Source organism: Pseudoalteromonas sp. LC2018020214, assembly GCF_016598755.1.
GTDB lineage: Bacteria > Pseudomonadota > Gammaproteobacteria > Enterobacterales > Alteromonadaceae > Pseudoalteromonas > Pseudoalteromonas distincta.
The window spans coordinates 1,616,902-1,639,024 of the sequence record NZ_CP066804.1; the positions used below are offsets into that span (position 1 = coordinate 1,616,902).

21 protein-coding genes are annotated in these 22,123 nt (G+C 38.3%); 13 read left to right on the forward strand and 8 right to left on the reverse strand.

Translation table 11 applies throughout. From position 1 onward, the window contains the following. Positions 1-57 precede the first annotated feature (57 nt). Complete coding sequence (locus JG479_RS07105) at positions 58-1,836, reverse strand: ABCB family ABC transporter ATP-binding protein/permease (RefSeq protein ID WP_200220218.1); 1,779 nt, start codon at positions 1,834-1,836, stop codon at positions 58-60. Between the two features lie 129 nt (positions 1,837-1,965). Then, the gene (locus JG479_RS07110; protein WP_200220219.1) at positions 1,966-4,029 is read right to left on the reverse strand and encodes an HAD family hydrolase; all 2,064 of its coding nucleotides are present in this window, start codon (positions 4,027-4,029) and stop codon (positions 1,966-1,968) included. Positions 4,030-4,489: 460 nt separating this feature from the next. Between JG479_RS07110 and JG479_RS07115 the strand changes: the two genes are divergently transcribed. From JG479_RS07115 to JG479_RS07145, 7 genes are all read left to right on the forward strand, one after another. After that, complete coding sequence (locus JG479_RS07115; protein WP_200220220.1) at positions 4,490-4,951, forward strand: hypothetical protein; 462 nt, start codon at positions 4,490-4,492, stop codon at positions 4,949-4,951. A gap of 108 nt (positions 4,952-5,059) precedes the next feature. After that, complete coding sequence (gene secD / locus JG479_RS07120; protein WP_200220221.1) at positions 5,060-6,898, forward strand: protein translocase subunit SecD; 1,839 nt, start codon at positions 5,060-5,062, stop codon at positions 6,896-6,898. Next, positions 6,891-7,826: a protein translocase subunit SecF gene (gene secF, locus JG479_RS07125; RefSeq protein WP_200220222.1), complete on the forward strand. Its 936-nt coding sequence runs from the start codon at positions 6,891-6,893 to the stop codon at positions 7,824-7,826. Before secD ends, secF begins: the two co-directional genes overlap by 8 nt. A gap of 182 nt (positions 7,827-8,008) precedes the next feature. Beyond that, positions 8,009-8,485 (forward strand): GreA/GreB family elongation factor, encoded by a 477-nt coding sequence (locus tag JG479_RS07130; protein WP_200220223.1) that lies wholly within the window; start codon positions 8,009-8,011, stop codon positions 8,483-8,485. 323 nt (positions 8,486-8,808) lie between these two features. Beyond that, positions 8,809-9,066 carry a type II toxin-antitoxin system Phd/YefM family antitoxin gene (locus JG479_RS07135; protein ID WP_010555056.1) on the forward strand — a complete coding sequence of 86 codons (258 nt, stop codon included), beginning with the start codon at positions 8,809-8,811 and terminating at the stop codon, positions 9,064-9,066. After that, entirely contained in the window at positions 9,054-9,371 is a 318-nt protein-coding gene (locus JG479_RS07140; protein ID WP_200220224.1) for a type II toxin-antitoxin system RelE/ParE family toxin, read from the forward strand. Before JG479_RS07135 ends, JG479_RS07140 begins: the two co-directional genes overlap by 13 nt. A 211-nt stretch (positions 9,372-9,582) precedes the next feature. Next, positions 9,583-9,792 carry a zinc ribbon domain-containing protein gene (locus JG479_RS07145; RefSeq protein WP_200220225.1) on the forward strand — a complete coding sequence of 70 codons (210 nt, stop codon included), beginning with the start codon at positions 9,583-9,585 and terminating at the stop codon, positions 9,790-9,792. A 272-nt stretch (positions 9,793-10,064) separates the two neighbouring features. On the opposite strand, the gene JG479_RS07150 is transcribed toward JG479_RS07145, so the two are convergent. Beyond that, on the reverse strand, positions 10,065-10,403 hold the full coding sequence (locus JG479_RS07150) for a zinc ribbon domain-containing protein YjdM (protein ID WP_182748959.1): 339 nt from the start codon (positions 10,401-10,403) through the stop codon (positions 10,065-10,067). Between the two features lie 293 nt (positions 10,404-10,696). Between JG479_RS07150 and JG479_RS07155 the strand changes: the two genes are divergently transcribed. Genes JG479_RS07155 through JG479_RS07165 form a run of 3 tightly spaced genes read left to right on the forward strand, consistent with a single transcriptional unit; the run spans position 10,697 to position 13,729 of the window. After that, positions 10,697-12,091 carry a RimK family protein gene (locus JG479_RS07155; RefSeq protein ID WP_200220226.1) on the forward strand — a complete coding sequence of 465 codons (1,395 nt, stop codon included), beginning with the start codon at positions 10,697-10,699 and terminating at the stop codon, positions 12,089-12,091. 4 nt (positions 12,092-12,095) lie between these two features. Further along, entirely contained in the window at positions 12,096-13,208 is a 1,113-nt protein-coding gene (locus tag JG479_RS07160) for a GNAT family N-acetyltransferase/peptidase C39 family protein (RefSeq protein WP_200220227.1), read from the forward strand. Positions 13,209-13,216: 8 nt separating this feature from the next. Further along, on the forward strand, positions 13,217-13,729 hold the full coding sequence (locus JG479_RS07165) for an MgtC/SapB family protein (RefSeq protein WP_002960746.1): 513 nt from the start codon (positions 13,217-13,219) through the stop codon (positions 13,727-13,729). A 186-nt stretch (positions 13,730-13,915) separates the two neighbouring features. Here the strand turns inward: JG479_RS07165 and JG479_RS07170 are convergent, their stop codons facing one another. Then, complete coding sequence (locus tag JG479_RS07170; protein WP_200220228.1) at positions 13,916-14,275, reverse strand: hypothetical protein; 360 nt, start codon at positions 14,273-14,275, stop codon at positions 13,916-13,918. A gap of 74 nt (positions 14,276-14,349) precedes the next feature. Beyond that, positions 14,350-15,360, reverse strand: a complete 1,011-nt coding sequence (locus JG479_RS07175; protein WP_200220229.1) for a GlxA family transcriptional regulator — start codon at positions 15,358-15,360, stop codon at positions 14,350-14,352. 126 nt (positions 15,361-15,486) lie between these two features. Between JG479_RS07175 and JG479_RS07180 the strand changes: the two genes are divergently transcribed. Together JG479_RS07180 and JG479_RS07185 are read left to right on the forward strand one after the other, a co-directional pair. Then, positions 15,487-17,394 carry a beta-ketoacyl synthase gene (locus JG479_RS07180; RefSeq protein WP_200220230.1) on the forward strand — a complete coding sequence of 636 codons (1,908 nt, stop codon included), beginning with the start codon at positions 15,487-15,489 and terminating at the stop codon, positions 17,392-17,394. 181 nt (positions 17,395-17,575) lie between these two features. Next, positions 17,576-18,601: an energy transducer TonB gene (locus JG479_RS07185; protein ID WP_197121919.1), complete on the forward strand. Its 1,026-nt coding sequence runs from the start codon at positions 17,576-17,578 to the stop codon at positions 18,599-18,601. A 62-nt stretch (positions 18,602-18,663) separates the two neighbouring features. Here JG479_RS07185 and JG479_RS07190 read toward each other — a convergent pair whose 3' ends face one another. Both JG479_RS07190 and JG479_RS07195 read right to left on the reverse strand, forming a co-directional pair. After that, a complete protein-coding gene (locus tag JG479_RS07190; protein ID WP_197121921.1) occupies positions 18,664-19,848 on the reverse strand; it encodes a DUF1624 domain-containing protein in 1,185 nt (394 codons plus the stop codon). Positions 19,849-19,997: 149 nt separating this feature from the next. Beyond that, the gene (locus JG479_RS07195; protein ID WP_002960738.1) at positions 19,998-20,414 is read right to left on the reverse strand and encodes an MgtC/SapB family protein; all 417 of its coding nucleotides are present in this window, start codon (positions 20,412-20,414) and stop codon (positions 19,998-20,000) included. A 513-nt stretch (positions 20,415-20,927) separates the two neighbouring features. On the opposite strand from JG479_RS07195, the gene JG479_RS07200 reads away from it, so the two are divergent. Beyond that, positions 20,928-21,302 (forward strand): hypothetical protein, encoded by a 375-nt coding sequence (locus JG479_RS07200; protein WP_200220323.1) that lies wholly within the window; start codon positions 20,928-20,930, stop codon positions 21,300-21,302. On the opposite strand, the gene fghA is transcribed toward JG479_RS07200, so the two are convergent. Then, positions 21,256-22,098, reverse strand: coding sequence for an S-formylglutathione hydrolase (gene fghA, locus JG479_RS07205; protein ID WP_200220231.1), 843 nt, complete (start codon positions 22,096-22,098; stop codon positions 21,256-21,258). The genes JG479_RS07200 and fghA overlap by 47 nt on opposite strands. Positions 22,099-22,123 lie beyond the last annotated feature (25 nt).

Sequence of the window (22,123 nt, forward strand, 5' to 3'; positions counted from 1 at the left end):
CGCTTTATTTAGCTCGAATACTTAAAAGCATAAGAGCTAAAAGGGGTTACACACTATTTATTTTTTATGCTGAAGCTCCCACATACGGGCGTATTCTCCAGCGAGTGTAAGTAACTCATCGTGCTTACCTTGCTCAATAATTTGTCCGGCTTTGAGCACAATAATGGTGTCTGCATCGGTAATAGTAGAAAGACGATGTGCAATAACAATACTCGTATGGTTACTGGCAACTTCACGCATTGCTGCGAGAATTGCTTGCTCAGAATGAGAGTCGAGTGCAGATGTTGCTTCATCAAAAATTAAAATAGGGGACTTTTTCAAAATGGCGCGGGCAATGGCAATACGCTGTTTTTCGCCGCCGGATACTTTTAAACCGCGCTCGCCAACCAGTGTTTTATCGCCTTTATCAAGTGTGCCTATAAAGTCTTTTAAATGCGCCATAGCAATGGCTTCATCAATTTCAGCATCGCTTGCTGATGGTCTGCCGTAAGCTATATTTTCACGAATCGTGGTGTTAAACAGCACGGTGTCTTGCGGCACTATTGCAATGGCTGTTCGTAAACTATTAAGTGTAACTGAGTTTATTGCTTGATTATCAATACTGATTTCACCGGCGCTTACATCATAAAAACGATACAGCAGTCGGGCTAATGAGCTTTTACCAGCTCCACTGGCACCAACAATGGCTACTTTGCTGCCTGCTTTAACATTAAAGCTAAGATTATTAAGAATAGGGCGATGCGCATCGTAACTAAAACTTACATTATTAAATGTTATTTCACCTTGGCTAATATTGAGCTCTTTAGCATTAAGTGCATCGGTTATTTGTGGTTTTTTGTTAAGTAGCCCTAGCATATTTTCAAGGTCGGTTAGCGCGCGTCTTATTTCGCGGTACACAAAACCTAAAAAGTTAAGCGGTAAAAACAATTGAATCATATACGCGTTAATCATCACAAGTTCACCAATAGAGAGTGTACCTGCAACTACCTCGGTTGAGCCCAACCACATTAACGCGGTAATAGCACAAGCAATAATAAGTGCTTGGCCTGAGTTGAGGGCGAGCAACGACATTCTATTTTTTAAACGGGCTTTTTCCCAGTTTGCTAAAAAGGTGTCGTACGTTTTTGCTTCAAACTGCTCATTATTAAAATACTTTACAGTTTCATAATTAAGTAGGCTGTCTATAGCGCGGGTATTACTTTGATTGTCGGCAGCATTTGCTTCTCTAATAAAGCGGTTTCTCCACTGGGTAACAACCACCGTAAAGGTAATATAAATAGCAACTGCCAATAATGTAATCAGCGCAAACCAAACAGAAAACAACGTGCCAAAAATAATCGCAACAGTTAGTATTTCAAACAAAGTAGGCACAATATTAAACATTAAAAAACGCATTAAAAAGCTTAACCCGCTAGTACCGCGTTCTATATCGCGACTAATGCCTCCGGTTTGCCTATCTAAATGAAAAGCCAGCTCAAGTGAGTGCAAATGCTTAAATACCTTTAAACCAATATCACGCATTGCGTGTTCGGTAACGCGAGAAAATACAGCATCTCTTATTTCGCCTAAAAATACGCTGGCAAAACGCAGTGCACCGTACATCAATAACAATAAAGCAGGAATAACTAACAGTGGGTTAATCGACTTATCTACCGAGTCTATAATTTCTTTAAGTGCCCAAGGCATTAAAAGCGTGGCACCTTTTGCGCCTATAAGCGCCATAAGTGCAATAAAAACACGGCCTTTAAATTTTGTAAGGTAGGGCCACAGTGTTTTTACACTTTGGCGTAAATTCATGGCGTCGGGGCGTTTTTCACTGCTTTGTCTGGGGCGCATTCAGTATCTCAGAGTTGGTATATGGGTAAATAAAATAACTTATAAGTTCAGTAAACGCCGTTAATTGAAACAAGGAAAGGTATTAGTTTTTTGAATATTAATTTTAAGCATTAAAATACGGTTACCAAATTAATGCTTTCTGAAAAAGCAGTATATGTTTTCTGGTAGAATATATCTCATGTAGCGCTTTCTGAAGCCAGCTTTCCATAATGATTTGTTATAGGTTTGCTTAAACTTAATTGGATTAAGAAACATTTTTAATGGATCAGGCGATTTCGCAAAGTAACTTTCATGGCTATTTGCTCCTACATACTCAGAGTGTTTGAGATTACCAAAGTTCACAGACTCGCTATAGGTAGGAGTTTTTAATAATCTAGATATAGGTTTTATAGCCGTTTCAGGAGCGATATTTATTTTTTTATAATCTCTTTCAATAGCCATAAAATCAGAAATAAAGTCCATAGCTCCTTTTTGAAATTCGTTTATTGTGTCTAATTTGTTATTAGAAAAATCATTAGGTTCAAATATAGCTATTACTTCATCATTTTTTTTATCAAATTTTATTACAGAGCCATGAGGTGCCGAAAAAATAAATTCGAGCATATGTACACCTCCCGATAAGACCTGAAAATTATTTTTAGGTTCTGAAAAGTTACACATATAACCTGACATCGGAAATCCTTTTTCAGCAAATTTCAGAGCAGTTTGAAATGTGCCTAGGTAATAACCATTAATGTCTATTTCATTATTTTCTAATAACATTAGCTTATTTAATGAGTTCTGAATTGTCCCTTGCCACCCAATGTCAACAATCGCGACTTTTTTGGCATCCATAAACCCAATTTGATTTAGGTAAATTAGTAGGTTTTCTCTTTCTACAGCTGCAATACTGCATACATCATCAACTAATAAATGAAAGAGTTTTGCTAATTTATCCTTATCGTTATCTGTGTCAATTATATGATTTTGATCAAAAAATCCAACTTCTTTTATTTTTTTAATATGTTTTGTTGCATCTATATCAACTCTATCAAGGTAATTAGCGACGCTCAAATTAGGAACAAAATGGCATAGTACTTTTATCGAATATTCATCGATTCCATTGTATATAGTTGGGATGTTTATAGCTCGTCTTGATGCGTACATATACTTACTAACAGGCGTTTTAGCTCCCTGATTCATAAGGCTATAGGCTTTGTGCATAATATAGCCGTCGCGAGCAAGGAAAAATATATGTTCTATTTCTTGATGCAAAACCTGGCTAGTTAACCAACGAGTTAAGCCAAAATATATTATTCCACAGTATACATAACCAAAGTCGTACCATATATTCTCGTTGTTATTATCTCTTTGGGTAAACGTTTTGTTGATGATAGTCGCAAAATAAATAGATTCTTCTATAGAGAGTTTAGAAGGGTATAGCTGCCTTAGTCTTTTAAATGAATGATGGCTAAGCGCATATTCACTGGTTTTTTTGTAATAATAAGGTTTGATGCCTTCTTTCATTGCGTTAATGACATCGGCGAAGTAATAATCGCCAATATGTAAAAGCTTAGATGGTTTACAGGATAGGTCTTTAAGTATATGTGGATATAACCCTCCTTTAGACTTTGATTTACGAATTACAGAGGATAAAAATAATTTGTGAAATTTTGTATACCCATTATCGTAAAGAATTTTTTTTATCACGTACTCCGGTAAGTACATGTCTGAGGTGAAAATAACCTTTTTACCATTATCAATACAGTATTGATAAAAAGAGTGCATATATTCATTTTTGACACAAAATTTTAATTCTATTTCGATTTCTAGCGCTTTCAATATGTTAATTACTTTGCTATCTAGGTTTTGTGTTTTTTGTATATGTGCATATATCTCATCCAAACCTATGGATTGGGTACCATTTAGCTCAGCTAGTATTTTTGTTGCTTCTGCCTCGGCATTACCTCGGATGCTTTTAAAGTCTATGTCTAGCTTTTTATGTTCATCATTATATAAATTCTCAACTATTGTAAAAATATCAGCTGGTTCGAAGACTTTTCTGAGGATTACTGTATCAAAGATATCAAAAGAGACTATTTCACTGTTGTTTATTAGCTTTTTTAGGTCAGTGTCATTACTTAGGGTATTTATTAGCTTTAAGCTTTTGTTGTAAAATTTTGAGGTTATTTTACTAAATATGTTTTTTTCCATAATGACTTTCCCTGCCTTATTTACTATCCATAACATAATTAAGAAAATCAAAATTTAGCTATTTGTTTACATTTAATTATACTAATTTCGTATAGCCGCTGCAACTTGACCATTTATAGTACGAAGTTTTATGGCTTATTTATTATTTTACCAAAAAAAACGACCAAATGAATGCAAAATGAATAATAAAACTACAAGTAATAAATTAAAATCAACCCTAAATAACTACTCCTTTTGTATTTGGTAAGGAAAAGAGATGCTGTCGAAGTAGTAGATTTGAGCGCAACATATTTTATAAATGAAATTACCAAAAAAATCTTTAAATAATTGGTTCGAAATAAAGCAACGCCAGCGCCTCAGGTTAAGTTGTAAAATCAAACTAAATTAACGAGCAGGCTATTGTATTTCAAATACTAGCCCTTATATACTACGCATCCCTTATTTTAGTTTTAAAACGTGAATGTTTAAATTTAGAGTGTTTTTAACTGCCTTTTTGCTACTTGCTGCACTTTTTAGTGTGCAGAGCAATGCTATGGGCGCCTCACAAAATTTAAATATCAATATTAGTACGCAGGTTTCGCTTACTGATATTGCCGATTTAACTAAAATACAGCCTATTAGTAAGTCTGTAGATACTTCGCAGCATAAAAAAACGCATCAAACCGATTTTGACGCGCACCAACCAAGGTTAACAGCCAATAATTCATCATTGTTTTTGCACACTGTTCAAAGTGAGCCAGAATACGATGTGGTTTTTGAATTTTTTGCTCAAAATCTTGTTAGGCATATATTCTTACCACCAAGAGCCGTTAATCCTATACAGCCTTGGTATACGCTTGTAACTAATAGTAAAAAGTCGCGCTTGAGTGGCTGGAAAGACGTAAACTTACTCTACAGAGCTGTAACTACCTACCACGCTTAATTTTCCTTATTTAATTTTATTAGGTTTTAACTTTTAAAGTTTTAGCCTGCAGATTAATTGTGCTTTTAAAAAGTACGTTGCTAGCTTTGCTGGCAATAAGGATTCAACATGTTAAGTTTTAAAAAAGATAAAAAGCCGTCTACGGCTAAGTTCAAATTAAGCTATATAGCCATGCTAATAGTATTGGTTTTATTAGCTATTAGCGCATTACCAAATTTATACCCAAATAAATCGTGGTTGCACATCAGTGCTGCTCCGCACAGCGAAACGCAATCTTTACCGAGCACTAAAACGCTAGTTACTTTTTTGAATAACCAAGGGCTTGAGGTTGAGCAGGGTTTAGATAAGCAATCGACTATTAATGTACTTTTAAACGAGCCAACTAAAAGCGCTCAGGCGCAAGCGGCTATAAAAGAGCAATATCCAAACACGCAAGTAAAAATTGTTGAGCATGCAACCAGCCCTACATGGTTACAAGATTTTGGTTTATCACCAATAAAGCTGGGCCTTGATTTAAATGGCGGTGTGCTATTTGTACTAGACGTAGATTTAGATAAAGCCGTTGATGAGCAATTAGTCAGTGCGTATCAACAAGCTAAATCAATCATTATTAAACAAAAAGCACATGGCGTAAAAGCGCAGCAAACTCAGCACGGGTTTGAAATAAACGCATTGCCTAATGCAACCGACAAGTTAACCCCTGTTATTGAAGAGCTAAAAAGCCGATTTGCTAATTTAGCCGTTGTAACAAGCAATAACGGCAGCGTTAAAACTGCCAAATTTAGTTATTCAGAGCAAGGCCGCAGCAGCTTTGATAAAGAAGTAATGGGGCAAACACTTACAACCCTTCGTTCACGTATTGAAGAGTTAGGCATTACTGAAGCGGTAACACAGCAACAAGGTAAGCACCGCATTCGTATAGAGCTACCGGGTGTGCAAGATCCAACCGAAGCTAAGCGTATTATTGGTGCAACAGCATCGCTTGGTTTTTATCAATTAAAAGAAATTGGCGGGCAAACATTTAATATGCAATCGGGCGGAACGATAAAGCTCGATCCTGTGCCAATTTTTACAGGGGACCATATTAATAATGCAAACATAGGCCGCGACGATTGGGGTAAACCACTTGTACAACTTAGCCTAGACGGCCAAGGCGGCGATGCAATGTCGGCGTTTTCAAAAGCCAATATTGGTAAGCCAATGGCGACGGTTTACTCTGAGTATTCACAAAACGTTAAAGGCGAAGTAGTTAAAAAAAGCGAAGTTATTAATGTTGCCAATATTGCTCAGCATTTAAGTTCGCGTTTTAGTATTACCAATATGAAAAGCCAGCAAGCGGCAGCCGATCTGGCATTGTTACTACGTGCAGGCTCGCTTACAGCACCCGTGACAATTGTGCACGAACAAACAATAGGGCCAAGCCTCGGCCAAGAAAACATAAGTAATGGCTTAGCCGCGCTTATGTTAGGCATGGGTATTACCCTTGCATTTATGGCGCTTTGGTATCGCCGTTTAGGTCTTATTGCAAACGTAGCACTTATATTAAATTTAACGTCGCTTGTGGGCTTAATGTCATTATTACCAGGGGTTGTGTTAACGCTTCCGGGTATTGCAGGCCTGGTGCTAACCATAGGTATGGCGGTAGACACTAACGTAATAATATTTGAACGCATTAAAGAAGAACGTCGCCAAGGTCGTGCACCATATCAAGCTATTCAAGAGGGTTATAAACAAGCCGCAAATACAATATTTGATGCCAATATAACCACCATGATCACCGCACTTATCTTATACGGCATAGGCTATGGGCCCGTTAAAGGTTTTGCCATTACACTCGCACTGGGGCTTTTAACGTCTGTATTTACAGGTGTGTACGTATCAAAAATATTAAGCCAAACGTTGTATTTAAAAATGGGTAAAAAAGTAGGAGAAAAAGCACATGCTTAATTATTTTTTGAAAGGTGAAAAGGGCACACGTTTACGCTTTATGGGTATGCTTTTAAGTGCCATTTTAGTGTTGCTATCCGTATTTGCGCTTACGCAAAAAGGTCTAAATTTTGGCCTAGATTTTACCGGCGGTTATTTAACTGAGTTTACAACCAGTCAAAGTGTTGAACTAAAAGAGCTTCAATCGTTTATTGCTAAAAATCACAACGGTGAGTTTGAGCTAACCGCGCAAGGTAATAGTCATTTTCAATTAAGAGAAGCGCCAAGTGCATCAACAACAGCTAATAGCCTTGATTGGCAAAGCGCTGTTACACAAAACGATGATATAAACGCACAGGTGTTATCGTCATCTTATATTGGCTCGCAAGTGGGCGATGAGTTATTTGATCAGGGTTGTTTAGCAATGTTTGCTGCGATGATTGCGGTAATGATTTACCTTGCAGTGCGTTTTGAATGGCGATTAGCCGTTGGCTCTGTGGTAGCGCTAGTGCACGATTTAATACTCGTACTTGGGTTATTTTCACTATTACAAATTGAGTTTAATCTAACCGTACTAGCAAGTTTATTGGCTATTATTGGTTACTCACTTAACGACTCAATAATAGTAGGGGATAGAGTACGCGAGCTTTTACGTGTTCAATCAAACAATGTACTTAGCCCAGCGACTATTATTAATAATGCGATTAAAAGTACACTAACACGTACCTTAATAACGTCGGGTACCACACTTGCGACGGTTGCGAGCGTTTGGTTGCTTGCAGGTGCACCACTGCAAGGCTTTGCTATTGCATTATTTACCGGCATTGTAGTGGGTACGTTCTCGTCTATTTGTATAGCGGCAACCTTGCCGGAGCTATTGGGCTTAAGCGCTAAAAACTACGAAGTTAAAGTAGATGCCCACACGCAAACATTATTAGATATGCCATAAGGTTTTTAATAAAACACAAGCAAAGAGCTGTACCAACCAACGGCTCTTTGCTTGTTTAATGCTTATTTAAGCCCCGCTAGTATTCCCACCAAACTTGCGGGGGTTTAAAACAATGGTTTTAAGCCTAGCAAAAATGTTAAACTAGCTACCTTATTTTTACAGCCTGTATTGTACTAATCCCCATGAATAAAACCCACGTAATCGAACATCTTCGTTTTGCGCTAGAAGCGCAGCTTACAACAGCAAAAGTAGCGGCAAAAACCGCGCACGACACCGCCACACATGAAGAAAACATAGCCGAAAACAAATACGATACTCTAGGGCTCGAAGCCGCTTATTTAGCACAAGGCCAAGCCCAGCGCGTAAACGATTGCTATAAAAGCATAGAATTGTTCGAACCTGCCTTTAATGAAAAACCAACCGACAAAATAGCTATCGGTTCGCTGGTATGTTTAGAAGATGATAACGCAGCCCAAAAATGGTTTTATTTAGGCCCTGCAGCTGGTGGTTTAACAGTAAACGTTAAAAAGCACGCAATTGCTGTTGTAACACCCGGCGCACCAATGGGTAAGCAGTTACTAAATAAACAGATTGATGATGAAATTACGTTAACAATTGCAGGTAAAGCCCACGAATATGTGGTGGTAGAGGTTTTATAAAGCTTTGGTTTTTTAAGAGAACATCATCTGACAAAGCTATGCCAACGTAATAATCGCTTATTTATATTCATAAATTAATTGTCGGATGGCATGGCTGCGCCATTTATCCAACCTACAGATATGCTTTTATAGCGCAACGTGGTGTGTATTTCAATTTGTACAAAGGCATATAATGAGAAGTACCTAATAGTTTAAAAATGAGCAGGGTTGACGTTAGGAGCTCCCTTTTTAATTGATTTTAGTGGTTTTATAGCCTCGTTAGTTGTATTTCCCAAGTTGGCTACTCGGTGCTACTATAGTGATACATCTGTTTGGGGATTATTATGAGAGTAGAACTAGTAACAACATTGAAGCGTCAAGCAACGAAGATATTATCTGAACTTCATTCCTCTAAAGAACCTGTGTTGATAACTGAACATGGACAACCATCTGCATACCTAGTAGATGTTGATGATTATGAATTTATGCAAAAGCGTATGCAAATTCTTGAGTCTCTTGCAAAAGGAGAGCAGGCAATAAGTCGTGGTGAAACCATGTCGAATGTTGAAGCTAAAGATAAAATGAATAAATGGCTGAAATAATCTGGACTAATCCAGCTTTGGGTGATCTTAACGATATTGCTGAATATATCGCATTAAGCAATTTGCAGCCAGCGAAAAAATTGGTTTCCAAAATATTTGAAAAAGTTGAACGTCTCGAACCCTTTCCTGAATCAGGTAAAAAACCAATTGAGTTAGCTAACCTAAATTATCTTGAACTGGTCGTGAATCCTTGTCGTATATTTTACAAAAAAGATAACAATAAAGTATATATTTTGCACGTAATGAGACAAGAACGAGACTTACGAAAATTTTTGCTGCTAACACAATATACAGCTAACAAGTAGGTAATCCCTGAGTGAAATTAGTATGACCCCCATACTAATTATTATAAAAAGCAATTATTAAAAAGCCATCCAAACATCTCTTCTAACCATCTATCAAAATCCCAACTTAACCAATATAAGAACTAAATTATGGTTTGTTTATTAAAAAAATTGCTACACACGTTCGTTAAGTGTTTAATATACCGTACATAAAGAATATGGAGGTTGAAATATGAGACATAACAATTGGTCTTGCTCTAAGTGTATTAATAACGAATTTGATACCGGTGAAATAAGAGTTTCGGGTGGCTTTTGGTCAAGAATTTTTGATGTTCAAAATAAAAAGTACACCGCTGTGACATGCAGTCGATGTAGTTTTACTGAATTTTATAAAGGTTCATCATCAACACTTGGTAACGTATTTGATTTCTTTACTGGGTAATCAAAGCTTAAAAAGCACTTTAACTGAAATGTAAACTGATCAGTTCAAGAGATACCTCCTCATTAAGGTGAGGAGGTTAAATGCTTAAACACACCTAAGCGATAATTCACCTTATTAAATGTAGGTGGACCTTTAGATATACACTAACTAATAGCAGTTAAACAAAATCTATTACACGCACTAATAATAAGCTTCAATAACAGACCATAAGGCTTGGATGAATTTATTTTTATGATTTTTCATCTAACATCCTATATTTTAAATATCCAATTTTAGGTAGCTTTTTTCACAAACTTCGCTGTTACCATCATTTCGCCAATGCCTTCTACTTTACAATCAAGCTCGTGATCTTTTTTATCAAGCACTCTTCTAACTACCGCTTTGGTGCCAATTTTAATTACTTGCGAGCTGCCTTTAATTTTTAAATCTTTGGCTACTGTCACTTTATCGCCATCATTAAGTAATGTGCCGTTGGCATCTTTAACTAAAATAGCGTCTTCATCGTTTGTATTATTTGGGTTCCACTCATGGGCGCACTCGGGGCAAATAAGCAGTTGTTGGTCTTCGTAAACATATTCACATTGGCATTTTGGGCAAGCAGGCAGCGACATTTTTAACTCTCATAAGGTATTGTTTTGCGTATTTTAATCTGCGTTATTAGTTAATCAATATTTTTTATCTTCACGCTAAAAATATCTCGTTTGTGCGTTTTTAAAAAAGGGCATATAAAGCACATGTCGCTTAAGCAATTTAAGCGCTAACTCGTACAGTAGGTACCTGTTAAAGCACCCATCATATTAAGTGATTCGCGCAATGCCCACTTAGTACGATGGGTGTTTCTATTTATAATGCTTAGTATTTTACTAAGCATGCTTTTTATATTTTGACTTAACTAGGAAAAGTCGTGTTTAAAACCTTAATTGTGGTTGATAACAACGAGCAAACGCTTGCTCAATCGTTCGAAAATGTAATTACGTTTAATACCTACTTACGTGATTACCCAAAACATAACGAACCAAAAACACGCATTATTAATCTGTGCGACTCAAGCCAATACTTGAGCAAAGGTTACTATTGCTCATTACTTGCAGAGGCGCGCAAGCACCAAGTTTTACCCAGTGTAAAAACCATTAATGCTCTTCGTAGTGGCCAAGCTCCTATGTTAAATGTGGGCCGAATAGATGGCACACTTTACTTTGGTAATGCCCAAAACGATTTACAATCAAAAGCAGCAAAGTCGGTATTTAAACAATACCCAGCACCTATTTTATTTGTTGATGAACAAGGCTTATTGCAACAAGGCTCGATGTCGTCTTTAAGCGAGCAGCAGTACAGTGAATTTGTAGCAAAGCTAGATAACTTTACTAAAACGCAGTGGCGTATTAGTTCTGTGCAACGTCGTTTTAGATGGGACATGGCAATACTTGTTGATCATAACGAAAAAGTACCACCGAGTGACAAAGACGCCATCGCACGCTTTATTAAAGCTGCGGCTAAACACGGTATTTATGCACAAGCATTAAGCTTTGACGAAATTGATAACATTGCCCAGTTTGATGCGTTATTTATTCGCCAAACTACAGCGATTGACCATCCAACGTATCGCCTTGCGAGCAAAGCGCAAAGCCTGGGTTTAGTGGTTATTGACGATGCTGAGTCTATTTTACGTTGTTGTAATAAAGTGTATTTACACGATGCATTTAATTATCAAAAAGTGCCAAGTTTAAAAACGCTTGTAGTGGCTGATCAAGCAAATGAAACGCTTGAGCAATTAGAAGAAGCGTTTACGTATCCGCTTGTTTTAAAAATGCCTGAAGGGTCCTTTTCAAAAGGTGTGTTTAAAGTTTCAAACCGTGATGAGCTAGCAGCTAAGCTTACAGAGCTGTTTGAGTTTAGCGCATTAGTGCTTGCACAAGAGTACATGTATACCGAATACGATTGGCGAGTGGGTGTGTTAAATGGCCGTGCAATTTATGCATGCCGCTATTTAATGGCGCGTAACCATTGGCAAATTTATAACCACGACGCTAAACGGTTTTTCTCTGGTGGCTTTGAAACCTTGCCAACCTTTGAGTTACCAAAAGCGGTGTTAGATGCAGCATTAAAAGCATGTAAAACAGTGGGTAGGGGTTTATATGGCGTAGATGTTAAAGAGCATCAAGGCAAAGCATACGTGCTTGAAGTAAACGACAACCCAAGTATTGATCACAAAGTAGAAGACGGCTATTTAGGCGACGAGCTATACATGATCATTATGGATGAGTTTAAACAACGCTTAGAAGCACGAGGCCGTGGGTAATAACATGAGCAACCTTGTTATTCGAAAGGCGCTTAGTAGTGATTTAAATGCACTGATTGACGTTGAAAACGCTTGCTTTAATAACGACAAACTTAGCCCGCGCAGTTTAAAGCGCTGGCTTAGTGCTAAGCACGGCATTTTGCTCGTTGCCCAAAATGGCGAGCAACTATGTGGTTACGGGTTAGTGTGGTGCCATAAAGGGACGCGTTTAGCACGTTTATATTCGCTTGCTGTTTTACCCACAATGCAAGGTAAGGGCGTTGCAAAAGCATTACTTACTAGCCTTGAAAAAGAAACGTGTGAGCGTGGGCGTATTTACCTTCGTTTAGAAGTGGCTGTAAATAACGAAGGTGCAATTGGGCTTTATAAAAGCTTAGGTTACAGAGTGTTTGGTCAATATAGCGATTATTACGATGACCACAGTGACGCACTACGAATGCAAAAAAACATTCGACAAACAAGTGAGTTAAAAGTGGCGCGTTTAACGCCGTGGTATCAGCAAACTACCGAGTTTACTTGTGGGCCTGCTGCGCTATTAATGGCAATGGGTGCACTTGAGCCAACAACTGAGCTTAGCCAATCACATGAGCTGGCACTTTGGCGTGAAGGTACCACCATTTTTATGACATCGGGTCATGGTGGTTGCCATCCGTTTGGTTTGGCACTTGCCGCTAATAAGCGTGATTTTAAAAGCGAAGTAATGGTTAATACCACAGAGCCTTTGTTTTTAGATGGCGTACGCAACGAAAACAAAAAAGTGGTACTTGCCACAGTGCATCAGCAATTTGTAGATGGTATTGCACAGGCAAATATACCGCTTACGTATAAAGATGTAGAGCTTGAACATATTGAGCAGTGGTTAAGTAAAGGCTTTAGTGTGCTGTTATTAATTAGTACATACAGTTTTGATGGTAAAAAATCGCCACACTGGGTGTGTGTTACGCACCTTGATGAGCACTGCGTGTATGTTCACGACCCATTTTGTGAGCCCGGTAACGATAAACAGCTCGCAATAGATTGCCAATATGTACCTATTGCACGAAGTGATTTTAGTAAAATGTCAGCGTTTGGTAGCCAACGTTTAAGAACGGCGGTGGCTATAGCTAATAAAATATAAGGTTAACAGTGACTTTTTTAGATTTAATTGATGTAGCCCCGTATTCGTGGGCAGCTATTGGTACTGCGGCTTTTTGCGGTGCTATTATTGGTATAGAGCGCCAGTTGCGCGGCAAACCTGTAGGCATTCGTACATCAGCCCTAATAACGCTGGGCACGTATTTGTTTTTATCCACTGCGTTTAATTTACAAGGGGATGTAATAGATCATTCTCGTGTAGTGGGGCAAATAATTACAGGTATTGGCTTTTTAGGGGCAGGCGTTATGCTCGCAAAAGATGGTGCGGTAGTTGGCGTAACCTCTGCTGCAACCATCTGGGTGCTTGCATCAATAGGCGTTATGATAGCGACCGAAAACTTAGGCGCAGCTATTAAACTCTCTGTTCTGGTGGTGGGTATTTTATACGGTGTAGACGTACTCGAAGCTAAATTTAAAAGCTTAAGCAAAGGTGTACACACTAAAGTAAAAAACTATCAAAAACGTTACTATCGAAAAGAGTTTAACGAATCAGAACGCCACTAAAAGAGGCGTTTTTCGTTTATGAGTACCAAATAGAGATCACTACTTTAGGTGGGAAAGTACTTTGATATGCTCTAGCCAGTTTTTAACTTCTTTTTGCAATGAACAATCAAAGTCTTCAGTGTGCTTTCCCTAAAAGCTGTGTTTGGGTGTTAAGTTTTCTACGAATGGTTTTAGTTGCATAAGGCTCTATGCTTCTACTTTTAAAGCAATATATGGGAAGTTATTAAGTCTATATTTTGAGGTAGCAAACACAGCCATTAATATCGCAAGTAAAGAGCTGGGATTAAAGTTTCCAAAAAAAGTTGTTTGCAACACTAATTGGTTTATTAAAAACCAGGCTATTAAATAAGTGCAAATTCCTACAGCTGCTGTTATATAGTGAAATTTTCTTATAGACGGACCTTTAAGCTCTACTGTTAACTTTTTATTACAAGAGGGACAATAGCAGTACTCACGTAGGTATTCATAGTCGAGCTTATACGCTCTACTTTCTAAAAATTCGGCTTGGCAAGACGGGCATTCTACTGTTTTTCCTGGGTTATTCATTGTTAAATAGATCCTTTATTTAAATTTATCCTGCTTCAAATATAGCAAATACTAATAGCAAATCAACCTGTAGGTTATCCAAACAACTTTCTCCTAACTACTTTTCTGTAACCACTGGGTGTTTGGCTTAATACTTTTTTAAACACGCGTGTTAAATGCCCTTGGTCATTATATCCAACTTCTAAAGCCACTTCTTGAATTGATAAATTTGATGATGCTAATAACTCTTTTGCGCCTTCTACACGTAGTTGTTGCCAATACTCAATTGGGCTTTGGTTAGTGGCGGCTCTAAAACGGCGGGTAAAAGTACGGTAGCTTAAGCTAAATTGAGCAGCGACTTCTTGCAGGTTTAACTCGGTGGCTAAATTTGTTTTTAGCCAAAATTGAATTTGCGCAATTAGCTCATCGGGGTGGCGGTCTACTGCACCTTCTAAGTAGCGTTGATCTTCATAGGGTTTGCGTATTTCGTGCGAAAAATTACGCTCTACATGCTGCGCGGCGGCTTTTGTGTAGTACTGGCTAATAATGTGTACGATCACATCTGCAAGCGCATTAAGACTGGCCACCGTATACATTCGCTCTGACTGGGTTATAAAAAAGTCGGGCTTTAGGTGCACCTGCGGGTAGTCATGGCTAAATTGTTTGGCGTAATGCCAATGGGTGGTAGCAGGGTGTCCATCGAGTAAGCCTGCCTCAGCTAATAAACAGTTGCCAGTGCCTACACCAATTATATGGCTGCCTGCGCTAAAGCTCTCACTTAGCCAATCAACTATTTCTTGATTTGTTCGCACCACTGGGCGTGGGTTTCGCCAAATACCCGGCACTATAATCAAATCGCTGTAGGGCGCGTTAGTTGTTATGCAATCAGGATTTATAGCAAGGCCTGCGCGGGTGGGTATAGATTCAGTACTTTTAGCCACTAAATTTATAGCAAGTGGCCTAAAGCTTTGCTTATCAAGATGCCCTTTAGCAAAGGCCTCGCCGGCTCTTAGCATTTCTATAGGCAGCGTTAAACTAGTCACTAACAAATGCGGATATACCGCTATAGCAATGTTTAGTGGTGGATTAGTGTGTTTATCAGTCATATAAATGCTCCGACCAGTACCTTTTGGCCTTTTGTGCTGAATATTTGGCTATTAAAGCACAATGCGTGGTGCATAATCCATTTAAACTGCCTCTTCTCCTTATAACACGTTTCTAAAAGGTAAATTATGACAGCATTACCCGTTATAGTAGGCATGGGTGGCATTAACGCCGCTGGCCGTACTTCTTTTCATCAAGGTTATCGCCGTATCGTGTTAGATAGTTTAAATGCTCAAGATCGCAGTGAAACATTTTTAGGCCTCGCCACACTGATGAATCTAGTAAGCGTTGTAAACGGCCAATTACAAGATACACAAGGTAATAATGTTGAGCAAAGCGACATAGAAGCACGCTTTGGTGAGCAAATTATTGCTGGTACACTTATTCGTAAAATTGAAAAAGAACACTTTGATGCCGATGCCACACCGTGGCAGCAAAAAATGACACTAACCGCTTCAAGCGATAACGCAATTGTGTTTGAAACGCGTGCTCGCGACTTACCTGCACCTGTTCCAGCTAGCTGGCAAGTTGAAGAGCTTGAAGGCAAAAAAGTTAAAGTAACTATTGCAGCTGACTTAGACGTAAAGCACGACTCAACACGCGATAACCCAATTAAATCTGCTGGGCAATTTCCGACTGGGTTTGATCCGTCTGTTATGTATAACAGCCGCTATCAGCCTCGTGGTTTGCAAGCTACTATTTTTGCAGCTACCGATGCGATTAAATCAACAGGGCTTGATTGGCAGCATATTATGAATAGCGTAGAACCAGATAAAATTGGTACCTATTCAGCATCGGTAATTGGCCAAATGGACGACAAAGGCCTAGGCGGTTTAGTAAAAGCGCGCCAACAAGGCGACCGTGTTAGCACTAAGCAGTTAGCACTGGGTTTAAATACAATGTCTACCGATTTTATTAACGCCTATGTTACGGGCAATGTAGGGACTACGTTTTCGACCTCGGGAGCATGCGCTACGTTTTTATATAACTTGCGTGCAGCGGTTAATGACATACAAGCAGGGCGTACACGCGTTGCGGTTGTCGCAAGTGTTGAGTGCGCTATTACACCAGAAGTTGTAGAAGGCTTTGGTAACATGAGTGCACTTGCAAACGTTGAAGGTTTGCGCCGTTTAGATAACTTATCAAATGATGAAGAACCCGATTACCGTAATAGCAGCCGCCCATTTGGCGATAACTGTGGCTTTACATTAGGTGAGGGCGCGCAAGTTGCTATTTTAATGGATGATGCTTTAGCCCTTGAGTTGGGCGCTGATATTATGGGCAGCGTACCGGATGTGTTTGTAAATGCAGATGGCGTTAAAAAGTCGATTACATCACCTGGACCTGGTAACTATATTACAATGGCAAAATCAGCCGCACTTGCTAGCAGCTTATTAGGTAAAGAAGCACTGCAAGAACGTAGCTTTATTTTAGCTCATGGTTCTAGTACACCGCAAAACCGTGTAACAGAGTCTTTGATTTATCATAAAGTAGCGCAAACGTTTGCTATTGATAACTGGAAAGTAACAGCGCCAAAAGCGTATGTTGGCCATACTATTGCACCTGCAAGTGGTGACCAGTTAGCGATTGCGTTAGGCATATTTTGTCATAATATTATGCCGGGTATTACCACAATTGATAAAGTGGCTGATGATGTTTATAGCGACCATCTTGATATTCGTAATAGCCATTACGAATGCGCTGATATGGATATTGCTTTTATAAATTCAAAAGGCTTTGGCGGAAACAATGCAACAGCGACTGTACTTTCACCAAAAGTAACAATGCAAATGCTTGCTAAGCGCCATGGCGATGATGTTATGACTAGTTACACACAGAGAAATAGTGTGGTTAGCGCTTCGCAGAAAACGTATCAAACACAAGCAGATTTAGGGCAGTACGAGCTTATTTATCGCTTTGGCGACGGACTTATTGACGACAACGACATTGTAATAGACGAGCAAAGTATTCAGTTACCAGGCTTTGAAAAAGCAATTACGTTTAGCACAACAAACTCCTATCAAGATATGTTTTAAGCACACATACTTGTTAGCAAGGCGCTTTTTAAGCGCCTTTTTTAATGCCTCAAATATATTTATCTATTAAGTTTTTTCTAAGTTAAGCTCATTAAATGAACTAATTTTTTGTATTTACACTTGCTTTTATGTCGATCGTTTGTTTCTATTATATAAACACTATCTAGGATGGATAAAATCGATGAAAAAACTCATATTAGCGCTTTCTTTTACTTCTGCTTTTACTCAACTCCCTGCGTTTGCTGACGACTTTGTCCCTGCAGAGGTGATTAATAAAAATTACGATCAACTTACTAATACCTCACCGCGTGCGTCTCGATTAGAAGGAATTAATTTAAGTAGTTATCTTGTTGATGAAAACGGCCAAGTGAGCGATATCGAAATTGTAGCTACAGCTGGTCAAAAAAAGTATCAAAGAGAAGTAATGGACTACGTGTCTAAGCTCAACTACAAAAGTGCAAAATTAAATGGCGAGACTATACCTGTAGCAAAAACTATTACTGTAAGTTCGCAAAATTTACATGCTGGTTTTTCAAATGATAAAGCGTCTCGCGGCTTTTTTAATGATTATGAACAAGCTAGTAAGTTAATCGATGAAAAGAAATACGATGAAGCTAAAAGCCGTATTGATGAGTTAGAAAACGAACATACGAAAAATACGGTTGAGATTGTTTTGCTTGCATGGCTTAAAAGCCAGCACAGTTATTTTGTACAAGATTGGAAGAGCTTTGATCAGCACATCAACGAAGCGTTTTTATTTCGAGGTAACCTACCAGATCAAATTCAAAAGCGTGTGATAAAAAATGCATTACAATGGTTTATATCAAAACAAGATTATGTACGTGCCTATGACGCAATAGATGCGTTAGGCAATATTGAATCCATCACTTTTACACAGCAAAATAAGGAGCAGTTATTAGCTCAAGTTAATGACATTTATAAAAGTTCTGGCGATATAAAACAACAAATAGAGCTATTGCCTAAGCAGGCGGTATTACCTTTATTGTCAAAAAGTGAAGTAGCGCTTGAAGCGCAAATGCCGCTAACTAAAGTCCAGTTACGCTGCGAGAACAAAGTAGTAAATTACGATATAAGCACAATTGATAAAATTGTAATTTCACAAAACGATGTGCGTTGTGGGTTATTAATTAAAAGCGCTCAAGCACAAACTGTTACGCTAAAGCAAAGTGGTGATAGCTTTTTATAAGTTTTACGTATTGGTTAATGACATAAAACCCCGCAAATATTATGCGGGGTTTGTGTTTTTACTTATATATATTTAGCAATTAAGCTATGTTTGTGGCTTCGCTTCCAAACAATGTATCGCTTAGCGAGTAGGGTTGTTAGCCCTATTACAACGGCTATGAATAAAAGTGTTGCTGTGTAACTCATGCCATAACCTTCAGGCAAACCAACGAGAGTATCTGCGTAGGTCATATCGCTAAAATTAAAGCCAAGAATAGGTATAAGTAACCAAGCAATAGCATGTAATAAATACAAATGCACAAGGTATGAAAACATACTTGTTTTACCCAGTACTTGTAAAAAGTTATGCGAAAAATCGGTTTTTAAACCACTTAATGCCTTTAAAGAAATAAGTCCAAGGCCAACTGTAAGTAACATGAACTGAAGCGAAAGCGGATACTTTGTTGGGTTCAGAAACGACATAACAGTGAGCAATGAGCTTGTATGTATAGCAAACTGTGACATATCACCGTATAAGTTAAATCCACGTAAAATGCCATAAAGCACAAGGCAAGTAACCCCTAATAACAATGCGTGATTCATCACTTTTTTACTGTATTGTTGCGCTTTGTAATAAACACCAGCGCAATATGCCAATGCCATTAAGCCAACAATGGGGGCAACTGGGTAGGTTGTTCTAATTTGAAAATCAAATGGGAGATCAAGTACATTTTTTTGATGTGCAATAGACCAAGCAGTATGTGCAAATGTATTAGGCTCAAAGCTTGTTCCATCAAATAAATTATGCCCAAACACGAGTAATAAGCCTGCTACAAAAATGGCATAAATGCCCAGGAAACGCAGCAGTCCTAAAATAACAAAGCCCCAGCCGATAGCCCAAATAACTTGTGCGTATAGCATTGGGTATAATGGGTTAAAGCTCCAAGACCACGAAACAATAGTAAATTCAAACAAAATTAGCACTAAACCACGAATAATCAAGCTTTGTGAAAATGCTTTAGTGGATACATATTTATGCTCTGTTATAGCCGCAGATAGACCTGCTAAGAATACGAAGAGTGGTGCGCAAAAGTGAGAAACAAAACGCGTAAAAAAGGTAACGGGATCAGTCCCTGGAATGGTCATCGGATCGGTAACTGAGTAATTAAGGCAATAATACATACCATGGTCAATAACCATAAATATAATTATAATGCCCCGTAATATATCAATATGATGTAAGCGGTTATCGGTTGAAGGTAGCGACATAAGAGAGCTATATAGAGTGATTTAAAACTGCATTTATTATATGTTATATTGTATCAAATTGAAATCGTGTATTTATATTTTGCCAGTGATTATACACACGTAATACGACCAATATCTGCTCGCATTACTTGTAATAATACAGCTAATTATCACTTAAACTTTTTTACATACCTTAGCGTTATAAAATTAATAATGGCGAGCAAAATGGCTATTTCGTAACGGCTATAGGCTACAGCTATACCAATTAAGCCCATATTCCAAATACTGGCTGCGGTTGCTGTACCGGAGGTTGATTTATTATTTTTCAAAATTGCGCCACCGCCAATAAAACCAATGCCAGTAATGATGCCTTGTAACATTTTAGATTGAGCTTCTGCGCCATCTAAAACCGACATAGCTATTAATGCATACCCACACGATGCAACCGCAACAAGAGGAAAGGTACGAAGGCCTGCACCATCATGGCTACGCTCTCTGTCGTAAGCCATAGGTAGCGCAAGTAGGTATGCAATACCTAAATGTATTAAGTTATCGATGATTTCATTCCACTGTAAATCAATTTCCATTATTGAGCCTATGCGGGTTAATTTTGTTAATAATAAGCAAACAGTGGGCCATTGCATAAATAACTAATAATCAATGGTTTATTGTAGGAAGCTGAGTTTAATAAAAATTATTGAGGAAACTTTTACATGTTTTTATTACTATTTTACGCAATAGTTAATTTGATCTGAGTTTTAAAGCCCCGTATTCTTTTATCATATCTAAAAGACAGCTATGTGAATATCTTGCCTTTAAATAAAACATTAAGCACGCCCACTAAGCTTGAAAAAACAGCCTTACTATTTTGCGCTGGGTTATCTGTTTTTGCTTTTTTATTTCCTGAATTTCTCACAGAACACTTACAACCCGCTATTAATAAAATTTTAGGTTATTTAGGATCACCATTTTTTATATTGCAGCTGGTGGGTGTTACAAGAAAGTTTATAAATGATTTTAGGTAGTAATACTTACATTTTTTTACAGAGTTACAATAAAAAACGTATACAATTTAGGTAATATTTTGTTTAGGATGAATGATGAAAACAATTATTGTACTTTTGTTTTTTTATTGCCTTTCTGGCTGTACAGTTGCGGGCGCTATTATTGATGGGCAAGCACAATCTCAGGCGCGTAATGATAAAAATAGTATTAGCCCGGCGCAGTCAACACCTTATAAAAACCCACTAGAGCCAGTACCTACAGATAAAAACGGATTTAACTTTACTGATATGGGATTAAAGATAGATTCGGCTCTTGTTAGCCTAGTTAAAGGGGAAAGCACTACTACGCAAGTATGTAGGCAGGTCACTAAAAGTCTAAAAGAGTGTGTAGAGGTAGAAAAGTCATCCCTACACACTAATGAGCCTATGCAGTTAAAAACTGATGATGAAATAATAAGTGTTGGTCAATAAAGCTGCTTATAAAAAAGTAGCTATGATCGTAGCCTGCTTGCATTTCAAGTGTAAGCGGGTAGCCTTTTTTATCTGCAATAGCGACTAGGTTTTCTGGCTTAAGTTGCTCTTGTAAAAAACCATCGGCATCACCTTGACTCACTAACATGGGTAAGTAATTAGCTTGCTCTGCGTTTTTCATCAGCTCGCAGCTGTCGTATTGCTTCCAAAGCGCTTTATCATTTCCTAAATAACCAGTAAATGCTTTTACACCCCAAGGGCATTCAATCGGATTTACAATAGGGCTAAAAGCCGAGGCACTTACAAAAGTAGTCGGGTTTTTAAGTGCAACCATTAATGCACCGTGCCCGCCCATAGAGTGACCGCTAATTGCTTTTGTGCTTGTGACGGGAAAATGTTGTTCAATCAATGCTGGTAATTCCCTAACAACATAATCGTACATATTAAAATGGGTGTTGTAAGGAGCTTGCGTTGCATTTACGTAAAAGCCTGCGCCTTGTGCAAAGTCGTAACTGTCTTCATTGGGTACGTTTTCGCCACGCGGGCTGGTGTCAGGCGCTACAATAGCAATGCCCAGCTCTGCTGCTTTTTTAAATGCACCGGCTTTTTGCATAAAGTTTTCATCGGTACAGGTTAAACCCGATAACCAATAAAGTACCGGTACTTTATTGGCTTCACTTGCGCCTGGTGGTAAAAACACGGCAAAGCGCATAGTGCAATGTGTACTTTGCGAGCTGTGAGTATATTGCTTATGCCAACCGCCAGACACTTTTACACTTGAGATGTTTTCTAACATACTTAATCCTTAAAAGCCGTAAACT